The sequence below is a fragment of the Janthinobacterium sp. GW823-FHT06H09 genome (assembly GCF_058794735.1).
On record NZ_JBXAHC010000004.1, the window covers coordinates 293,003 to 310,203 of the forward strand.

17 protein-coding genes are annotated in these 17,201 nt (G+C 62.3%); 6 read left to right on the forward strand and 11 right to left on the reverse strand.

Annotated elements, in window-relative coordinates:
- Positions 1-6: 6 nt before the first annotated feature.
- The 3 genes from trmD to rpsP are packed head-to-tail and all read right to left on the reverse strand — an operon-like array spanning position 7 to position 1,626.
- Positions 7-753, reverse strand: coding sequence for a tRNA (guanosine(37)-N1)-methyltransferase TrmD (gene trmD / locus AC1Q6X_RS08440; protein ID WP_492496375.1), 747 nt, complete (start codon positions 751-753; stop codon positions 7-9).
- 50 nt (positions 754-803) lie between these two features.
- Positions 804-1,361 carry a ribosome maturation factor RimM gene (gene rimM / locus AC1Q6X_RS08445; protein WP_070221854.1) on the reverse strand — a complete coding sequence of 186 codons (558 nt, stop codon included), beginning with the start codon at positions 1,359-1,361 and terminating at the stop codon, positions 804-806.
- A gap of 13 nt (positions 1,362-1,374) precedes the next feature.
- Entirely contained in the window at positions 1,375-1,626 is a 252-nt protein-coding gene (gene rpsP / locus AC1Q6X_RS08450) for a 30S ribosomal protein S16 (RefSeq protein WP_010395524.1), read from the reverse strand.
- A 287-nt stretch (positions 1,627-1,913) separates the two neighbouring features.
- Between rpsP and AC1Q6X_RS08455 the strand changes: the two genes are divergently transcribed.
- Positions 1,914-2,348, forward strand: coding sequence for an NINE protein (locus AC1Q6X_RS08455; RefSeq protein ID WP_492496378.1), 435 nt, complete (start codon positions 1,914-1,916; stop codon positions 2,346-2,348).
- A gap of 135 nt (positions 2,349-2,483) precedes the next feature.
- Entirely contained in the window at positions 2,484-3,110 is a 627-nt protein-coding gene (locus tag AC1Q6X_RS08460) for a glycine zipper 2TM domain-containing protein (protein ID WP_070221856.1), read from the forward strand.
- A 234-nt stretch (positions 3,111-3,344) separates the two neighbouring features.
- Here the strand turns inward: AC1Q6X_RS08460 and AC1Q6X_RS08465 are convergent, their stop codons facing one another.
- The 6 genes from AC1Q6X_RS08465 to AC1Q6X_RS08490 form a co-directional block, all read right to left on the reverse strand.
- A complete protein-coding gene (locus AC1Q6X_RS08465; RefSeq protein ID WP_492496380.1) occupies positions 3,345-5,135 on the reverse strand; it encodes an acyl-CoA dehydrogenase in 1,791 nt (596 codons plus the stop codon).
- 89 nt (positions 5,136-5,224) lie between these two features.
- A complete protein-coding gene (locus tag AC1Q6X_RS08470) occupies positions 5,225-6,157 on the reverse strand; it encodes an electron transfer flavoprotein subunit alpha/FixB family protein (RefSeq protein WP_070221858.1) in 933 nt (310 codons plus the stop codon).
- 40 nt (positions 6,158-6,197) lie between these two features.
- Positions 6,198-6,947: an electron transfer flavoprotein subunit beta/FixA family protein gene (locus tag AC1Q6X_RS08475; RefSeq protein WP_034759884.1), complete on the reverse strand. Its 750-nt coding sequence runs from the start codon at positions 6,945-6,947 to the stop codon at positions 6,198-6,200.
- 243 nt (positions 6,948-7,190) lie between these two features.
- Positions 7,191-7,418, reverse strand: a complete 228-nt coding sequence (locus AC1Q6X_RS08480) for a sulfurtransferase TusA family protein (protein WP_010395510.1) — start codon at positions 7,416-7,418, stop codon at positions 7,191-7,193.
- 237 nt (positions 7,419-7,655) lie between these two features.
- A complete protein-coding gene (gene alaS, locus AC1Q6X_RS08485; RefSeq protein ID WP_492496382.1) occupies positions 7,656-10,268 on the reverse strand; it encodes an alanine--tRNA ligase in 2,613 nt (870 codons plus the stop codon).
- Positions 10,269-10,387: 119 nt separating this feature from the next.
- Entirely contained in the window at positions 10,388-10,834 is a 447-nt protein-coding gene (locus AC1Q6X_RS08490) for a Fur family transcriptional regulator (protein ID WP_121668647.1), read from the reverse strand.
- 159 nt (positions 10,835-10,993) lie between these two features.
- Between AC1Q6X_RS08490 and AC1Q6X_RS08495 the strand changes: the two genes are divergently transcribed.
- Positions 10,994-13,051, forward strand: a complete 2,058-nt coding sequence (locus tag AC1Q6X_RS08495; protein ID WP_492496385.1) for a TonB-dependent receptor domain-containing protein — start codon at positions 10,994-10,996, stop codon at positions 13,049-13,051.
- 107 nt (positions 13,052-13,158) lie between these two features.
- Here AC1Q6X_RS08495 and ugpQ read toward each other — a convergent pair whose 3' ends face one another.
- On the reverse strand, positions 13,159-13,902 hold the full coding sequence (ugpQ, locus tag AC1Q6X_RS08500; RefSeq protein WP_492496387.1) for a glycerophosphodiester phosphodiesterase: 744 nt from the start codon (positions 13,900-13,902) through the stop codon (positions 13,159-13,161).
- Positions 13,903-14,087: 185 nt separating this feature from the next.
- Between ugpQ and AC1Q6X_RS08505 the strand changes: the two genes are divergently transcribed.
- Together AC1Q6X_RS08505 and AC1Q6X_RS08510 are read left to right on the forward strand one after the other, a co-directional pair.
- Positions 14,088-15,203, forward strand: coding sequence for a sensor histidine kinase (locus AC1Q6X_RS08505; protein ID WP_492496389.1), 1,116 nt, complete (start codon positions 14,088-14,090; stop codon positions 15,201-15,203).
- Positions 15,200-16,042 carry a LytR/AlgR family response regulator transcription factor gene (locus AC1Q6X_RS08510; RefSeq protein ID WP_492496391.1) on the forward strand — a complete coding sequence of 281 codons (843 nt, stop codon included), beginning with the start codon at positions 15,200-15,202 and terminating at the stop codon, positions 16,040-16,042. Before AC1Q6X_RS08505 ends, AC1Q6X_RS08510 begins: the two co-directional genes overlap by 4 nt.
- 17 nt (positions 16,043-16,059) lie before the next feature.
- Here AC1Q6X_RS08510 and AC1Q6X_RS08515 read toward each other — a convergent pair whose 3' ends face one another.
- Positions 16,060-16,386 (reverse strand): hypothetical protein, encoded by a 327-nt coding sequence (locus AC1Q6X_RS08515; protein ID WP_070221866.1) that lies wholly within the window; start codon positions 16,384-16,386, stop codon positions 16,060-16,062.
- A 164-nt stretch (positions 16,387-16,550) separates the two neighbouring features.
- On the opposite strand from AC1Q6X_RS08515, the gene AC1Q6X_RS08520 reads away from it, so the two are divergent.
- Positions 16,551-17,198, forward strand: coding sequence for a hypothetical protein (locus AC1Q6X_RS08520; protein WP_492496393.1), 648 nt, complete (start codon positions 16,551-16,553; stop codon positions 17,196-17,198).
- Positions 17,199-17,201 lie beyond the last annotated feature (3 nt).

Here is a 17,201-nt window from a genome sequence, read left to right on the forward strand (position 1 = left end):
GACGGCTTACAGGCTGGCCAAGAATTTTTCGTCGGTCTTGCTGAGCAAGCCGGCGGCGCGCGCACTGACCAGCAGGTCAGGCCGCTTTGTCGCGGTCGCTTCCAGCATGCGCTGGCGGCGCCACTTGACGATCTCGGCATGATTGCCACCCATCAAGACGGGCGGCACGGCCATGCCTTCGTATGTTTCCGGCCGCGTGTAGTGCGGCGAATCGAGCAAGCCATTGACGAAGCTGTCCTCGATGGCCGATGCCTCCGTGTTCAAGACACCGGGCAACAGGCGGATCACCGCATCCATCAGCGCCATGGCGGGCAATTCACCGCCCGACAGGACGAAGTCGCCGATGCTGATCTCTTCGTCGACGCACCGGTCCAGCAAACGCTGGTCCACGGCTTCATAGCGGCCACACAGGATCACCAGGCCAGGCTCGGCTTTCAACTGCGTGACGCGCGCGTGCGTCAGCGGACGGCCTTGCGGCGACATGAACACCACGCGGGGCGCCGCCAGTCCCAATTCGGCCTGGCGTTGCTTGGCGGCATTAATTGTCGCTTCGAGGGGACGGGCCATCATCACCATGCCGGGGCCGCCGCCATAGGGGCGGTCATCCACGGTACGGTGATTGTCGGTCGTGAAATCACGGGGATTCCACAAGGACAAGCCACATTTCCCCTGCTCGAAGGCGCGCCGGGTCACACCCGACTGCGTCAGCGCGGCAAACATTTCCGGGAACAGGGTCACGACATCAAATTGCATCGCTCACCATCCTGCAACGTTTGCCCGGCGCAAAGTTATGCGCAGGCGGTTTAATAATCGAGGCCCCAATCGACCGTGATCTTGCTGGCAGCCTTGTCAACGTTAATGACAAACTGGCCAACAAACGGGATCAGGCGCTCAGGCGCCTTTTCAACGGTCTCATCGGCACTGGCGACGGGCGTAACGCGCAAGATCGACTGCGGACCATTGCTCATCATGTCGTGCACTGTGCCGAGGCACTCGCCTTGCAAATTCTCGACTGTCAGTCCGATCAGATCGGACCAATAAAATTCATCGGCCGACAGCGTCGGGAAATGGCTACGCGGAATTTGCACAGAGACGCCTTTCAGCGCTTCTGCGGCATCCCGCCCGACCACACCCACCAGCTGGGCCACGACGTCGCCGCCGTGTAACTTCGCTTGCCTGACTTGAACATCATGCAAGGTCGGTTTATCAAACCACCAGGTTTTGACGCTTAATAATGCATCCGCATCGTCGGAGAAAGGAGTGATCCTGACCCCGCCAGCAATGCCATAAGCACCGGAGACATAGCCTACCTGTACCAGGTCATCGGGGACTTTCACCCCGGATGCAGTCTTGACCGTCAAACCAGTGATCTAATTAAGCTGCTGCTTTGTTGTTGCTGGCTACCAGGCGAGCAACGGTTGGCGACAATTGTGCGCCAACGCCTTGCCAGTAGGCCAGACGGTCTGCGGTGATACGCAGTGGAACTTCGCCACCTTGCGCCATCGGGTTGTAAAAACCGATACGCTCAATGAAGCGACCATCGCGGCGATTGCGCGAATCAGTAGCAACGATGTTGAAGAACGGGCGCTTCTTGGCGCCTCCACGAGCTAAACGAATAACGACCATAATATTTCCAAAAAGTGTGCTGAGGCGGAAAAAGCCGCAAATTATAGCGCGCTTTACCGCCAGGCAGCAAGCGTTATGATGACGGGCGTGTAATTTGGGCTAATCAAACATTATGACCAGTCAGGGCCGAAGACGCAATAGGCGTCTGCGTCTATCGTGCCGGCCATGGCTTGGACTCAGGCGAAATCAGGCGAAATCATTGCATAAACGCCACAGGAAAGTGCTATCGTTGTGCGAGGCAATGACCGATACTGGCAATCTTTACTGATGAGCAATTCTGGAGTCCCATGACCACCGCTACCATTTTGCAACAGTCGCACAAGAACAAGGCATTCACCACCTTGCTGGCCTTTTTGCTGGGCACGCTGGGCGCACACCGCTTTTACCTGCACGGCGCCAAAGACCGCTGGGGCTGGCTACACCTGGCCGCCCTGCCCACCAGCGCGTTGCTGCATCAGCTGTTTCCCGAGGCGGACTGGTTTTATCAGATATTACCGCTGACCCTATCCGCCCTGGGCGGCTTCCTGGAAGCGCTGGTGCTGGGCCTGATGCCGGACGACAAATGGGACGCCCGCTACAATGCTGCATCAAGCCGCCTGTCGGACACGGGCTGGCCCTTGGCCGTGGTACTGGTCGCTACCTTGATGCTAGGCGCGGGCGTGCTGATCGCCACCATGGCGCGCCTGTTCGACTTGCTGTACACAGGCGGCGCCTACGGTTAATTTCCGCATGGAAATGACATCTATCCGTCGCCCCGCACGCACATGTAAGTGTTGGTAAGCAATCATGATTTTCCTCTATACTGCATTCACAATGCCGACATTACTGGCTCATTTAACACCCCCTAGGAGAAGATCATGATTCGTCGCCCACTCATCCTCGCAGTCGCCGTCACGGCCCTGTTCAGCACATCCGCCTTCGCGCAAAACCTGTCGCCGAAGGCGCAATACGCGTACGACACGAAGCAAGCCAACACGCGCTATGCGGACGACAAGAAATTGTGCGCAGAAGAAAGCAGCTCGAAAGCCCGCATGCAATGCCTGCGCGACGCCAAGGGCGAATACGACCAGGCCATCATCAATGCCAAGGCCGCGCAAAAGGCGGGCAACTCCTACGCCAGCCAGCCCTCCAAGCAGCCGCAGCATCAGATTTGCGCCGATTGCGGCAAGGTGCTGGCAGTCAACGTCACTGAAAAAGCCGGTGAAGGCGGCGCACTGGGCATGATCGGCGGCGGCGTGGCCGGAGCCCTGCTGGGCCGCCAGGTCGGCGGCGGACGCGGCAAGGACCTGGCCACCTTGGCCGGCGCCGCTGGCGGCGCCTACGCGGGCAAGCAAGTCGAAGGCCACATGAAGAACGCCAAGACCTGGACCGTCACCGTGCAATACGAAACGGGCGCCAAGGCCGATTTCGCGTTTGACCAGGACCCTGGCTTGGCGGCTGGCGACTTGGTACGCAATTCCGGCAACGGCATCGCCCGCCGCTAAGAACGCAGAGTAAATCTGGGGTCAGTCCCTGTGGGATCGGAATGCGCGCCATTGGCGCACATTCCCCCGTCGGGTCTGACCCCGGCATTTGTCTTTGTGGTTAAAAAAAGCGCTGGAGAGCGATCTCCAGCGCTTTTTTTGCCTTCTGCGGGTCTTCAGCACACTGCTGGGGTCAGACCCTCAACAATGCCAACGCCAAACTCGGCGTTAGCGGACGAGGGGGTCTGACCCCGCTTAAAACTGCTCTTCCGACAAGGCCATCACGCCGGCGCTGCCGTCGATGATGGTGGCGCGCAAGCCCGGTGCCTGAGACAGGATGTGGTCGGCAAAGAAGCGGGCCGTGGCGATTTTTGCCTTGTAGAACGATGCGTCGCCGCTGCCCTCTCCCAGCTTTTGCTGCGCCACGATGGCCGCGCGCGCCATTTGCCAGCCGCCCAGCACGATGCCGGCCAGCTTCAGGTAGGGCACGCTGCCCGCGAACACGGCCTTGATGTCCGTCTTCATGTTCGCCACCACATACTCGACCACGGCTTCCAGCGCGGCGCTGCCTTCGGCCAGGTGGCGCTGCATGGCCTGGAAGTCGGCGCCGGAGAGCTCGCCCAGCTGGGCTTCCGTGGCGCGCACTTGGGCGATGATGGCTTTTGCCACGGCGCCGCCGTCGCGCACCGTCTTGCGGCCCACGAGGTCGTTGGCCTGGATGGCCGTCGTGCCTTCGTAGATCGTCAGGATCTTGGCGTCACGGTAATGCTGGGCGGCTCCCGTCTCTTCGATGAAACCCATGCCGCCGTGCACTTGCACGCCGTCGCGCGTGACGTCCTGCGACATTTCCGTGGCCCAGCCCTTGATCACGGGCACCAGGTATTCGTACGTCGCCAGGCTTTCCGCGCGCACGTCGGCGTCCGGATGGTGGTGTGCCACGTCGCTGATGGCCGCGCCCACGTAGGCCAGCGCGCGCGCCGCCTCCGTCTGCGAGCGCATGGACATCAGCATGCGGCGCACGTCCGGGTGGTGGATGATGGAGACCGGACCGGCGGAACCGGCCAGGTCGCGCGACTGCACGCGGTCCTTGGCGAACGCCACGGCTTGCTGGTAGGCGCGCTCGGCCAGGCCGATGCCTTGCAGGCCCACGCCGAAGCGGGCAGCGTTCATCATGATGAACATGTATTCGAGGCCGCGGTTTTCCTCGCCCACCAGGGTGCCGATGGCGCCGCCATGGTCGCCGAACTGCAGCACGGCCGTGGGGCTGGCCTTGATGCCGAGTTTGTGCTCGATGGACACGCAGTGCGCGTCGTTGCGCGCACCGAGGCTGCCGTCCGCGTTGACGAGGAATTTTGGCACGATGAACAGCGAAATGCCTTTTACGCCGGCCGGTGCGTCCGGCGTGCGGGCCAGCACCAGATGGACGATGTTTTCTGCCATGTCGTGTTCGCCGTACGTGATGAAAATCTTCGTACCAAAGACTTTATAGGTGCCATCGTCCTGCGGCACGGCGCGCGTGCGCACGGCGGCCAGGTCGGACCCCGCCTGCGGCTCCGTCAGGTTCATGGTGCCCGTCCACTTGCCGGAGACCAGGTTTTCCAGGTAGGTGGCCTTCTGTTCGTCGCTGCCGGCCGTCAGCAGCGCTTCGATGGCGCCGTCCGACAGCAGGGCGACCAGGGCAAACGAGATGCTGGCCGAATTGAGCATTTCGATGCAGGGCGTGGCCAGCAGCTTGGGCAAGCCCTGGCCGCCAAATTCCGTCGGATGCTGCACGCCCTGCCAGCCCGCTTCGCCGTAGGCCTTGAACGCTTCCTTGAAGCCTTTCGACGTGGTGACTTGCCCGTCGTGCCAGAAGCTCGGTTCCTTGTCGCTGGGCCAGTTCAGGGGGGCCACCACGCCGCCGCAGAACTTGGCGTTTTCTTCCAGCACGGCTTCGGCCGTGTCGGGTGTCGCGTCTTCGCAGCCAGGCAAAGTATGGATTTCGGCCAGGCCGGCCAGTTCGTTCATGACGAACAACATGTCTTTCAGCGGGGCTTGATAGCTCATCTATTTCTCCAAGAAAAAAGCCACGCGCGGCTCGCCGTGTGGGGCGGGCCGGCGTGGCTTCGTGATATACAAAACCTGATGGGTTTAAATTAACCCAGTTCTTTGACCAGTTGCGGCACGATCTCGAACAGATCGCCCACGATGCCGTAGTCGGCCACGGCAAAGATCGGCGCTTCCGGATCCTTGTTGATGGCGACGATGGTCTTCGAGTCTTTCATGCCGGCCAGATGCTGGATCGCGCCCGAGATGCCGACGGCGATGTACAGCGATGGGGCGACGATCTTGCCCGTCTGGCCCACTTGCCAGTCGTTCGGCACGAAGCCGGCGTCGACGGCGGCGCGCGAAGCACCCATGGCGGCGCCCAGCTTGTCGGCCAGCGGCTCCAGGATGTGGAAGTTCTCGGCTGAACCCATGCCACGGCCGCCCGACACGATGATTTTCGCGGCGGTCAGTTCAGGACGGTCGGACTTGGCCAGTTCGCGGCCCACGAAGGCGGACTTGCCATTGTCGCCAACGGCAGCGACGGTTTCCGTGGCAGCCGAACCGCCGGTGGCGGCAGCGGCGTCGAAACCGGTGGTGCGCACGGTGATGACCTTGACCTTGTCGCCAGATTGCACGGTGGCAATAGCGTTACCGGCGTAGATCGGGCGCTCGAAGGTGTCAGGCGAGTCGACCTTGGTGATTTCCGAGATTTGCGCTACGTCCAGCTTGGCGGCCACGCGCGGCAGGATGTTCTTGCCGTAGGCGGTGGCTGGCGCCAGGATGTGGCTGTAGTTGCCGGCGATGGCCAGCACTTGCTCGGCCACGTTTTCGGCCAGGCCGTCGGCAAAGTATGGCGCGTCGGCCACGATGACTTTCGTCACACCGGCGATTTGCGCGGCGGCAGCGGCGGCAGCCGAGGCGTTCGAACCTGCGACCAGTACGTGCACGTCGCCGCCGCACTGGGCAGCCGCGGTCACGGTGTGGTGGGTGCTGCCCTTTAAGGTAGCGTTGTCGTGTTCAGCAATAACTAATGCGACCATGATATGTCCTGTAATTGTTCTGGAGTGACGGCAAAGCCGCTTAGATGACTTTGGCTTCGGTACGCAGCTTGGCGACCAGGGTGGCGACGTCCGGCACCTTGATGCCGGCCGAGCGCTTGGCTGGCTCGACGACTTTCAGGGTCTTCAGACGTGGCGCAACATCGACGCCCAGGTCTTCCGGCTTGACGGTCTCGAGCGGCTTTTTCTTTGCCTTCATGATGTTCGGCAAGGTCACATAGCGTGGCTCGTTCAGACGCAGGTCGGTGGTGATGATCGCTGGCAAGGTCAATGCCAGGGTTTCCAGGCCGCCGTCGACTTCGCGCGTGACGGTGACTTTGCCATCTTCCAGCACGACTTTCGAAGCGAACGTGGCTTGCGGCCAACCCAGCAGGGCAGCGAGCATCTGGCCCGTCTGGTTGCTGTCGTCATCGATCGCCTGTTTGCCCAGGATGATCAGTTGCGGCTGCTCTTTCTCGGCCAGGGACTTGACCAGCTTGGCGACGGCCAGCGGTTCCAGTTCGGTCGTCGTTTCCACCAGGATGCCGCGGTCGGCGCCGATGGCCATGGCCGTGCGCAGGGTTTCCTGGCACTGCGTCACGCCGCAGGAGATGGCGACCACTTCAGTGACCTTGCCGGCTTCTTTCAGGCGCATCGCTTCTTCCAGCGCGATCTCATCGAAAGGGTTCATCGACATTTTGACGTTGGCGGTATCGACGCCAGTGCCGTCACTCTTGACGCGGACTTTGACGTTATAGTCGACCACGCGTTTGACGGGTACCAAGACTTTCATAGCTATGCCTTTGGGAAATTATAAAAATGACGGATCAAGTGCTGATTGTGCGTTCGATTATAAGAGAAATTTGAATCCTGAACCGAATTTAAGCACGATCGTGCGATTTTTTGTTAGAGCAATCCATCTAAACTGTCCAGCTTCGGGAATTTCAAGGGGGTCCGCCGCTACGCTGCAGGGCAGCAAAAGGGCTGGTTCGGGAAGGAAAACCAGGCCGCGCCACGGCGGCCCCGGCTGGCAGAATTATTTGCGTTGCATCAGGAAGACGAATTCGGTACCCGTCTGCACATGCGACAGCAGGGCATTGCCCGTTTGCTTGGCGAAAGCCTGGAAGTCGCGCACGGAACCGGGATCGGTTGCCATGATGCGCAGCACTTCCCCGCTCTGCAGCTCTGACAAAGCCTTTTTCGCCTTCAGAATCGGCAACGGGCAATTCAAGCCGCGCGCGTCGAGTTCTTTGTGAAATTCCATAATCTCGGTATCAAGTAGTGTGTCGCTCATCATCAATATCCCACCATTGTTTTGTTGTACTGATTTTCGACATACTACTCTAAATCAGGGGCATTGACGCGCTGCACCAAAATAGTTCATCGGCTGTTGTGGTGTCACAACGAGATTCCACACGGCAAAACGGCCCGCAAACACCGTCTGCGGGCCGTTTTCAAGGGGCTGTGGGGCGAAAACCCCGCATGCCTTCTAGCTTACGCCTTATTTTGCGCGTTCGCCGACCCAGGCCGGCACGCCGGCCAGGGCGTTCGCCAGGCCACTCGGATCGGTGCCGCCAGCCTGCGCCATATCGGGGCGTCCGCCGCCTTTTCCGCCCACTTGCTGTGCAACGAAGTTCACCAGCTCGCCCGCCTTGACCTTGGAAGTCGCGTCCGCCGTCACGCCGGCGATCAGGCTGACCTTGCCGTCCGCCACGCTGGCCAGCACGATGGCGGCCGTTTTCAGCTTGTCCTTCAGCTTGTCCATGGTTTCGCGCAGACGGGCCACGTCGGCGCCTTCCAGCACGGCCGCCAGCACCTTGATGCCGTTCACATCGACGGCTTGCGTGACCAGCTCATCGCCCTGGCCCGACGCCAGTTTCGATTTCAGCGCGGCCAGTTCCTTTTCCAGCGCCTTCACGTGGTCCTGCACCTGGACGATGCGGGCCGTCAATTCTTCCGGCTGCGCCTTCAGCGCGCTGGCCGCTTCGACGAGGCGGCGGTTGATGGTTTGCACCAGCGCCAGCGCGCCCTCGCCCGTCACCGCTTCCACGCGGCGGATGCCGGCGGCCACGCCGCTTTCGCCGATGATCTTGAACAGGCCGATATCGCCCGTGCGCTGCACGTGGACGCCGCCGCACAGCTCTTTTGAGCTGCCGATGTCGAGCACGCGCACTTCGTCGCCGTATTTTTCGCCGAACAGAGCCATCGCGCCATGCTTGACGGCGTCGTCAAACGACATCAAATGGGCTTGCGTGGCGCGGTTTTCCAGGATCTCTTTGTTGACGATGGTTTCCACGGCGGCGATCTGCTCGGCCGTCATCGGCGCATTGTGGCTGAAGTCGAAGCGGGTCTTGTCCGGGTCGACCAGCGAACCCTTTTGCGCCACGTGGCCGCCCAGCACTTCGCGCAAGGCCTTGTGCATCAGGTGCGTGGCCGAGTGGTTGCGGATGGTGCGCGCGCGCTTGGCCGTGTCGACTTCGGCCGAGACGGCATCGCCCACCTTCAGCACGCCCGACTCCAGCACGCCGTGGTGGCCGAACACGTCGGCCTGGATTTTCAGGGTATCGCTGACGGCAAAGCTGCCGGCGCCCGAGGCGATCACGCCCTGGTCGCCCACCTGGCCGCCCGATTCCGCGTAGAACGGCGTGGTGTCGAGCACGACGATGCCGTCCTGGCCCGCCTTCAATTCCTGCACGGGCGTGCCGGCCGCGTACAGCGCGACGACCTTGCTGCTGAACGTCAACTGGTCATAGCCGACGAATTTGTTTTTCTCGCCCGTGTACTCGACCTTGCTGTCCTTGTGCGTCTTGCCGCCCTTGCGCGACAGTTCCTGGCTTTCCTTCAGGGCCGCGTCGTAGCCCGCCTGGTCGAAACTGATGTTGCGCTCGCGGCAGATATCAGCCGTCAGGTCCGGCGGGAAGCCGTAGGTTTCGTACAAGGTGAAGGCGGTGGCGCCGTCGATGCCCGTGGCATCCTTGGCCAGCTGCGCTTCCAGCACTTTCATGCCCGTTTCCAGCGTTTCGCCGAAACGCTCTTCCTCGGCTTTCAGCATGTTGGCGACGTTTTCTTTCGCTTCTTCCAGCTCCGGATAGGCGCCGCCCATCTCGATGGCGAGATCGGCCACCAGCTTGTAGAAGAACGGTTTCGTCTGGCCCAGCTTGTGGCCATGGCGCAGGGCGCGGCGGATGATGCGGCGCAGAACATACGCACGGCCTTCGCTGCCCGGAATGATGCCGTCGACGATCATGAAGGCGGCGGCGCGGATGTGGTCGGCGATTACGCGCAGCGACTTGTTTTCCAGGTCCGTGGCGCCCGTTTCGCGCGCGGCGGCCTTGATCAGGTGCTGGAACAGGTCGATTTCATAGTTCGAATGCACGTGCTGCAGCACGGCGGCCAGGCGCTCCATGCCCATGCCCGTGTCGACGCACGGCTTCGGCAGCTTGTGCATGACGCCCGCTTCGTCGCGGTTGAACTGCATGAACACCAGGTTCCAGATTTCAATGAAGCGGTCGCCGTCTTCGTCAGGCGAGCCCGGCGGGCCGCCAGGAATGTCGGCGCCGTGGTCGTAGAAGATTTCCGTGCATGGACCGCATGGACCCGTGTCGGCCATCTGCCAGAAATTGTCCGAAGCGTAGCGCGAACCCTTGTTGTCGCCGATGCGGATGATGCGCTCGACAGGCACGCCGATTTCCTTGGCCCAGATGTCGTACGCTTCGTCATCTTCGATGTAGACGGTGACGGTCAGCTTGTCAGCCGGCAAGCCGTACACCTTGGTCAACAGTTCCCATGCGTACTGGATCGCGTCGCGCTTGAAGTAGTCGCCGAAGCTGAAGTTGCCCAGCATTTCAAAGAAGGTATGGTGGCGCGCCGTATAGCCGACGTTTTCCAGATCGTTGTGCTTGCCGCCGGCGCGCACGCAGCGCTGCACCGAGGTGGCGCGCGTGTACGGACGGCTGTCCGTGCCCGTAAACACATCCTTGAACTGCACCATGCCGCTGTTCGTCAACAGCAAGGTCGGATCGTTGCCTGGCACCAGGGAGCTGGAACGGACGATGGAATGGCCCTTGGACTCGAAAAATTTGAGGAACTTGTCGCGGATTTCAGTTGATTTCATGTTTTTTTGGCAAAGAGTGGCGGCAGCTTTAAAGGGAAGATTATACGTGATATGGGGTGCGGCAATGACGGCGGGCACGGGCATTGTTGCGCACGTGCCAACATCGACAGCCTGCCCGCTCAGGCCGGGTCGTGGCCGCTGGCGCAGGCGTGCGGGGCGGCACCGGCGGCGACCGCACTGACGCCGGCGGCCGCATTGCAATCGGCGCAGCGGCCGTACAGGGTCAGTTCGTGGCGCTCGACGACAAAGCCTTGCGGCGCCATGCGCTTCAAGTCGCCCGGGCAGTCATGCACATCGAACACGCGCTGACACGTGGTGCACTGGAAATGGTGATGGTGGTGATTGGCGGCCGTGTTCGACTCGTAGCGCGGGTTTTCGCCCGGCAAGGTCACCACGTGCACCTTTTCCTCCAGCACCAAGGACTTCAAGTTGCGGTAAACGGTGGCGATGCCCAGCTGCGTCACTTGCAAGCTGGCCTGTTCGAGGATTTCCTGCGCCGACAGGGGGCGCTGGGCCGACTCGATGGCGGCTTGAATAGCGGTTTTTTGACGTGTTGTGCGTTCCATAGCCGACAGAATACACCATCCGCCTGTATCTACTGCCCGGAAAAACTGCCACACATTAATGATAATGGGTTATCATTATCATCTTAGGGCAGGCTATTTCCTGTTCATGCGCTGCCCCAACCCTGCCAACACCGATAGCTGATAAAGGAATTCTTGCCCATGTCCGTCCGTCCTCACCAACCCACTCCCCTCGCGCTGGCCATCATGCTGGCCTTTGCCGCCCCCGCCAGCGCCCTGGCGCAACAGGCCGCCACCTTGCCTGCCGTCACCGTTTCGGCCAGCGCACTGGCCCTGGGCAGCGACGACATGAGCACGCCCGTGACCGTACTGGAAGGCGAGGAACTGGTGCGCGCCCGCGAGGCGACCCTGGGCGAAACCCTGGCCGGCCAGCCCGGCATCACGTCCAGCCATTTCGGCGCCGGCGCCAGCCGCCCCATCATCCGCGGCATGGATGGTCCCCGTGTGAAGATCCTGTCCGATGGTGCCGAAGTGCAGGATGCGTCGACCATCAGCCCCGACCATGCCGTCGCGGCCGAACCGATGCTGTCGGAACAGATTGAAGTCTTGCGCGGCCCGTCCGCATTGGCCTATGGCGGCGGCGCCGTCGGCGGCGTCGTCAATGTGATCGACAAGAAAATCCCCACGCGCGTGCCAGCCAAGGGCTTCGAAGGCAGCGCGGAAGTACGCGCCAACTCGGCAGCGCGCGACAAGGCGGGCGCCTTTGAAGTGACTGGCGGCTCCGGCAACATCGCCTTCCACGCGGAAGGCGTCAAGCGCGACGCGAAGGAATACAAGGTCGGCAGCGGCTGGGAAGGCGGCTCCAAAGTGGCCGGCAGCTACAACAAGACGGACACGGGCAGCGTGGGCGTGTCGTGGGTGGGGCAGCGCGGCTTCCTGGGCCTGGCCTTCACCAGCCAGCATGCGGAATACGGCTTGCCTGGCCACAACCATGAATTCGAGAGCTGCCACCCGCATGGCACCCACCTGCACTGCGGCGGTCATGAAGGCCACGGCCACGGCGACGAAGAGGAACATGACCACGATCACGAGCATGAAAGCGTGCCCTACGTGAAACTGAAGAGCGAGCGCTGGGATGTGCGCGGCGAATTGCGCGACCCCGTGCCCGGCTTCGCCAAGCTGCGCCTGCGCGCGTCGTTTACCGATTACAAGCACGATGAAATCGAAGGCACGGAAATCGCCACCACATTTAAGAACAAGGGCCACGACGCGCGCCTGGAAATGGAACACCATCCCGTCTTCGGCTGGCGCGGCGTGGTCGGCCTGCAAACGTCGAAGCGCGATTTCTCCGCCCTGGGCGAGGAAGCCTACGTGGCGCCGACGGTGACGAAGAAGCACGCGGCCTTCCTGGTGGAAGAATACAAGCTCGACCAATGGCGCTTCGAAGCGGGCTTGCGCCACGAGTGGCAAGACATCGCGGTCGACAGCGCCACCCTGCAAGACCGCAGCGCCAAGGGCACGTCGGTCTCGCTGGGCGCCGTGTGGAAATTCGCGCCCCAGTATTCGCTCGGCTCGACCATCTCGCGCACGCACCGTTTGCCCAGCGCCGAGGAACTGTATGCGCACGGCGTGCACATGGCCACGGCCACGTATGAACTGGGCAATCAAAACCTGGGCAAGGAAACGTCGAACAATATCGACTTGACCTTGCGCAAATATGCGGGCGCCACGACCTTCTCGGCCAGCGCCTACCGCAACAAGGTCGACAACTACATCTTTGGCAGCACGCTGGACAGCCATGAAGGCTTCCAGCTGATCCAGTACGCCCAGCGCGACGCCACGTTCACGGGCGTGGAAGGGCAAGTCCGTCAGCAACTGAACCCCATGTTCGGCGCCAGCGTGTTCGGCGACTACGTGCGGGCCAAGCTGGCCAACAATGGTGGCAACTTGCCGCGCATTCCGGCCCAGCGTTTTGGCGTGAAGGTCGACGCCAACTGGCAGGCATGGAGCGGCGTGGCCGAGTTCTACCGTGTGGGCAAGCAAGACAAGGTGGCCGCGTTCGAAACGGCAACCCCGGGCTACAACATGCTGAACCTGTCCGCCAACTACGACACGCGCATCGGCACGACGCCGGCCCAGTTCTACATCAAGGCGAACAACCTGACGAATGAGCTGGCGTACAGCCACACTTCATTCATCAAGAATGCGGCGCCTTTGATGGGCCGAAATGTCACCGTCGGCATGCGCGTGACTTTCTAAGCCGCTTGAAACGTAGGTCGGCTTAGCGCGCAAGCGCGTAAGCCGACAACACCAATAACGTCAACAATGTTGTCGGATTACGCGGGGCTTTGCCCCGTTAATCCGACCTACGCCATGGATGGAATAATATCGATCCTGTCCGTGCAAAAACCATCCACGCCCCAGGCCAGCAGTTCACTGGCCCGTTCCGGCGTGTTGACGGTGTAGCAGAACAGTCCCAATCCCTCCTCTTTGACTGCCAGCGCCAGCGCGCGCGTCAGTTGCGTGTGGTCGCAATGGAGCGCCACCACATCCAGTTCCTTCGCCGTGCGCGCCCAGTCGTCCGGTATCTGTTCGACCAGCCAGCCGCGCGCCAGTTCCGGGGCCGCCTGGCGCGCCGCTTCCAGGGCGGCGATGCTGAACGACGAGAGCAAGGGCAATAACTCTCCTTCAGCAATTTCCTTTGCAAAATAATCGCGCGTGGCCTGCGCCACCGTCTCGCCCGTCGGCACGTCGAAGCCGGGCGCCGGCTTGATCTCGATATTCATCCAGATGTGCTGCGCCTTGCAATACGCCGCCACGGCCTCGAACGTGGGCACGCCCTCGCCCGCAAACTGCGGGCCGAACCAGGCGCCCGCCTCCATCGTTCCCAGCTGTGCGGCCGTGTAATCGTTGACGTGGCCGCTGCCGGCCACCGTGCGGCCCAGCTCGGGGTCGTGCACGACGACGGGCACGCCGTCGGACGCCAGCATGACGTCGAATTCCACGGCGCGGTAGCCGTAAGCCAGGCCGCAGCGCAGGGCGGCCAGGGTGTTTTCAGGCGCCAGGGTGCCGCCGCCGCGGTGCGCCAGGGTGCGTGGATAGGGCCACATGAGGATTCCTTTATAGCAAAGACTGTCTTGCCATACTATCCCGCGCCCATCGTGAAAAGTAAAGCGGCTCCGTTTGGCGGCGCGATGTTGCGAATGGCGACGCGCCGGCACCGTTTCGTCGCAGCCCTGTTGCGCCCTGGCCTGCGCTGGCACACAATGCCCCATCGCTACCAGCAGACACTTCCATGAACTCAGACGCCCCTTCCGCCGACGCCCCCGCCAGACGCCGCTTTCCCTACTACCGCATGCTGCTCGACTCTCGCTATGCGCTGGTGCTGAACGCGATCTGCGCGCTGGTCATTACCTTCATCCTCAATCCGGGCAGCCATTTCGGACAAAACCTGATCGCCTCGATGTGCATCGGCACGATCGCATTCCTGCTGATCGACGGCATGCGCCTGACTTTATGGGGCGCGGACCAGCGGCCCAGACTCCTGCCCTTCATGCTCATCATCCTGCTATCCGTGCCCGTGGCGCAAATGCTGGGCCTGGTTCTGTTCGGCTGGCTGACGGGAGTGGACGTGGGCGGCTTCGACAAGCTGTTGCCCACGCAAATGATGGGCACGCTCGTGTTCACCCTGCTGGCCACGGGCGGCGCCGTGCTTTTTTTCTCCAGCCGCGAAAAGATTGCCCGCCTGCAAATGATCGCCGCCGAGGAAAAGGCCCGCGCCGAATCCGTGGCGCGCCAAGCCATGCAGGCGCAGCTGCAACTGCTGCAGGCGCAGATCGAGCCGCACATGCTGTTCAACACCCTGGCCAACCTGCAGGGCCTGATCAGCTTTGATCCGGACCGCGCCCAGCTGCTGCTCGACCAGCTGATCCAGTATCTGCGCGCCACCTTGAGTTCCTCGCGCGCCGGGTCCACCACCCTCGCGCAGGAGTTTTCCCTAATGCAAGCCTACCTGGGCCTGATGTCGATACGCATGGGTGCGCGCCTGAACTATGCACTGGACTTGCCCGAGGCCTTGCGCGATATCAAGGTGCCGCCCATGCTGCTGCAGCCGCTGGTGGAAAATGCCATCCAGCACGGCCTGGAACCGAAGATCGAAGGCGGCCATATCCACGTGCAGGCGTCCACGGACGGCGGCGCGCTGGTGCTTACCGTCAGCGACGATGGCCTGGGCCTCGACCATCCGGGCCAGACCAAGGGCACGCAGCTGGGGGTGGCGAATATCCGCGAACGCCTGCACGGCATGCATGGCGAAGCCGCCAGCCTGTCGCTGATCGCCAATACGCCGGCAGGCGTTGTCGCCCGCCTTCAATTACCGATACACTCCACCACCACGAGCCCCACGCCATGACCAGTTCCACCCCGCGCGCCCTGATCGCCGAAGACGAACCCATACTCGCCGCCGCCCTCGCGCATGCCCTGCGCCGGCTATGGCCGGAACTCGACATCGTTGCCACCTGCGCCAATGGCGTGGAAGCCTTGCAGCAAGGCCTGGCGCTGCAGCCCGACATTCTGTTTCTCGACATCAAGATGCCGGGCAAGACGGGCCTGGAAGCGGCCGAGGAACTGGCAGAACAGTGGCCGGACGGCATCGCGTTCCCTCACATCGTGTTTGTTACCGCCTACGACGAATATGCGCTGGCCGCCTTTGAGCACGCGGCCGCCGATTACGTCTTAAAACCCGTCAACGATGCGCGCCTGGGCAAGACGGTGGAACGCTTGCAGCAACGCCTGCGCGACAGCGCCGGCACCAGCGGGACAGCAACGCCTGCGGCGGCCACGGCGGTGCCCGTGACGGCGGCCGCCGGCGACGACAACCTGGCCCGCCTGCTGGCCCAGTTGCAGGCCATGGTGCCGCCCGCGCCGCGCCTGCAAATGATACGGGCGGCCGTAGGCAACAGCGTGCGCATGATCGCGCTGGCCGACGTCGTGTATTTCGAGGCGCTGGACAAATACATCAACGTCGTGTGCCAGGACAGCGAAGCGCTGATACGCACGAGCCTGAAGGAACTTTTGCCCCAGCTGGACCCGCAACAATTCTGGCAAATCCACCGAGGCACCATCGTCAATGCCAGCGCCATCGCCACGGCCGTGCGCGACGAGGCGGGCAAGCTGTCGCTGACCCTACGCCAGCATCCGGCGCAACTGCGTGTCAGCCCTTTATATGCCCATCTGTTCCGGCAGATGTAGCGCGCAAGAGCCGGGTTCTAGTGGAGCTGATGCTTCAGGTCCGATAGTTCATCGTGGACCTTGAGCACGGCGCTCTTCATTTCCGGCGTCACGCTGGTCGCCGTGCCGCACGCCCGTTTGGCGCGGTCGCCCAGCGATTCCATCTGGTCGACGGCTTGGCGGATGCGCGCATCGTCCTGCGTGTCGATGGCTTGCCGCACGGCGCTCTTTTGCTGGTCCAGCTGGTTGATGCAATCCTTCAAGTCCATCGGCATGCCCTGCTGCTTGCCGCACAACTGGGCCGCCTGGCCGATCGCGTGTTCGATGGCGCCAAAGCGCCGTGCCACTTCCTTTACCTGCATCATGATCTGTCCTCCCATGGTATCGAGAGTTGGATCGTCAGGCCGGCCCAAGGTTCCCCGCCACGCGCCATGGCATTGAAATTTCCATGGGGCATTTTTTTGTAAGCGCTTGTGACATTCTAGATAATTATCAAATCCTTCAGATACATTGGCGTACCTGAACCACCATGCCCTCCATGACCTCGCTGCCCCCCCTGCCCCGCCGCGCTCCCGGCCTGCTGCTGATCGTCCTGCTGCACGCGGGGCTGGCCTATGTCGTGCTGCAGTCGCGCCCCCGCCTTGCCGCTGACGAGCACTTGCCGCAGGGCCCGGCCATCGCCTGGCTGCGCTACACGCCCCCTGCGCCGCCCAAGCCGATAGCCTTGCGCAGCGCAAAACCGGCCGCTGAACGTGTGCCGCGCCGAACCATACCGGCGCCCGTCAGCCGCCCCCTGCCCCCGCCCGCCGCCGAGCCGGCGCCAGCACCGGCAATGGCGGAAGCGATCACGGCGCCGCCAGCGCCCAGCGCCGCCGATATCCTGGCGCAAGCCAAGCGCGACGTGGGCAAGATCGACAGGGATTTGCGCAAGGAATTCCCGCAGCGGGGAGAACAAAAACTGGAGGACACGGGCTTCAAGCGCATGCAGCAAGGCTTTGCCGAAGCCTACGCGGCCGTGCCGCCGAAATGGTACGAGGCATCGAAAATCGAGGAAGTGGGCGCGAATGAGGCCAGGGGCAGCCGCACGTATAAAATCACCAGCGCGCTGGGCACCTTGTGCGTGACCACGCGCGCGGGCAAGCAGGGGGAAACGATGATCGGCAACTGCCCCAAATAGCCG

What these genes read in the sequence shown, in the direction of transcription:
- AC1Q6X_RS08495 (WP_492496385.1), top strand. Translation starts at nt 10,994, where the DNA reads ATGTCCGTCCGTCCTCACCAACCCACTCCCCTCGCGCTGGCCATCATG.
- AC1Q6X_RS08505 (WP_492496389.1), top strand. Translation starts at nt 14,088, where the DNA reads ATGAACTCAGACGCCCCTTCCGCCGACGCCCCCGCCAGACGCCGCTTT.
- AC1Q6X_RS08515 (WP_070221866.1), bottom strand. Translation starts at nt 16,386, where the DNA reads ATGATGCAGGTAAAGGAAGTGGCACGGCGCTTTGGCGCCATCGAACAC.
- AC1Q6X_RS08470 (WP_070221858.1), bottom strand. Translation starts at nt 6,157, where the DNA reads ATGGTCGCATTAGTTATTGCTGAACACGACAACGCTACCTTAAAGGGC.
- rpsP (WP_010395524.1), bottom strand. Translation starts at nt 1,626, where the DNA reads ATGGTCGTTATTCGTTTAGCTCGTGGAGGCGCCAAGAAGCGCCCGTTC.
- ugpQ (WP_492496387.1), bottom strand. Translation starts at nt 13,902, where the DNA reads ATGTGGCCCTATCCACGCACCCTGGCGCACCGCGGCGGCGGCACCCTG.
- AC1Q6X_RS08520 (WP_492496393.1), top strand. Translation starts at nt 16,551, where the DNA reads ATGCCCTCCATGACCTCGCTGCCCCCCCTGCCCCGCCGCGCTCCCGGC.
- AC1Q6X_RS08480 (WP_010395510.1), bottom strand. Translation starts at nt 7,418, where the DNA reads ATGGAATTTCACAAAGAACTCGACGCGCGCGGCTTGAATTGCCCGTTG.
- AC1Q6X_RS08455 (WP_492496378.1), top strand. Translation starts at nt 1,914, where the DNA reads ATGACCACCGCTACCATTTTGCAACAGTCGCACAAGAACAAGGCATTC.
- AC1Q6X_RS08460 (WP_070221856.1), top strand. Translation starts at nt 2,484, where the DNA reads ATGATTCGTCGCCCACTCATCCTCGCAGTCGCCGTCACGGCCCTGTTC.
- trmD (WP_492496375.1), bottom strand. Translation starts at nt 753, where the DNA reads ATGCAATTTGATGTCGTGACCCTGTTCCCGGAAATGTTTGCCGCGCTG.
- AC1Q6X_RS08475 (WP_034759884.1), bottom strand. Translation starts at nt 6,947, where the DNA reads ATGAAAGTCTTGGTACCCGTCAAACGCGTGGTCGACTATAACGTCAAA.
- alaS (WP_492496382.1), bottom strand. Translation starts at nt 10,268, where the DNA reads ATGAAATCAACTGAAATCCGCGACAAGTTCCTCAAATTTTTCGAGTCC.
- AC1Q6X_RS08510 (WP_492496391.1), top strand. Translation starts at nt 15,200, where the DNA reads ATGACCAGTTCCACCCCGCGCGCCCTGATCGCCGAAGACGAACCCATA.
- AC1Q6X_RS08490 (WP_121668647.1), bottom strand. Translation starts at nt 10,834, where the DNA reads ATGGAACGCACAACACGTCAAAAAACCGCTATTCAAGCCGCCATCGAG.
- AC1Q6X_RS08465 (WP_492496380.1), bottom strand. Translation starts at nt 5,135, where the DNA reads ATGAGCTATCAAGCCCCGCTGAAAGACATGTTGTTCGTCATGAACGAA.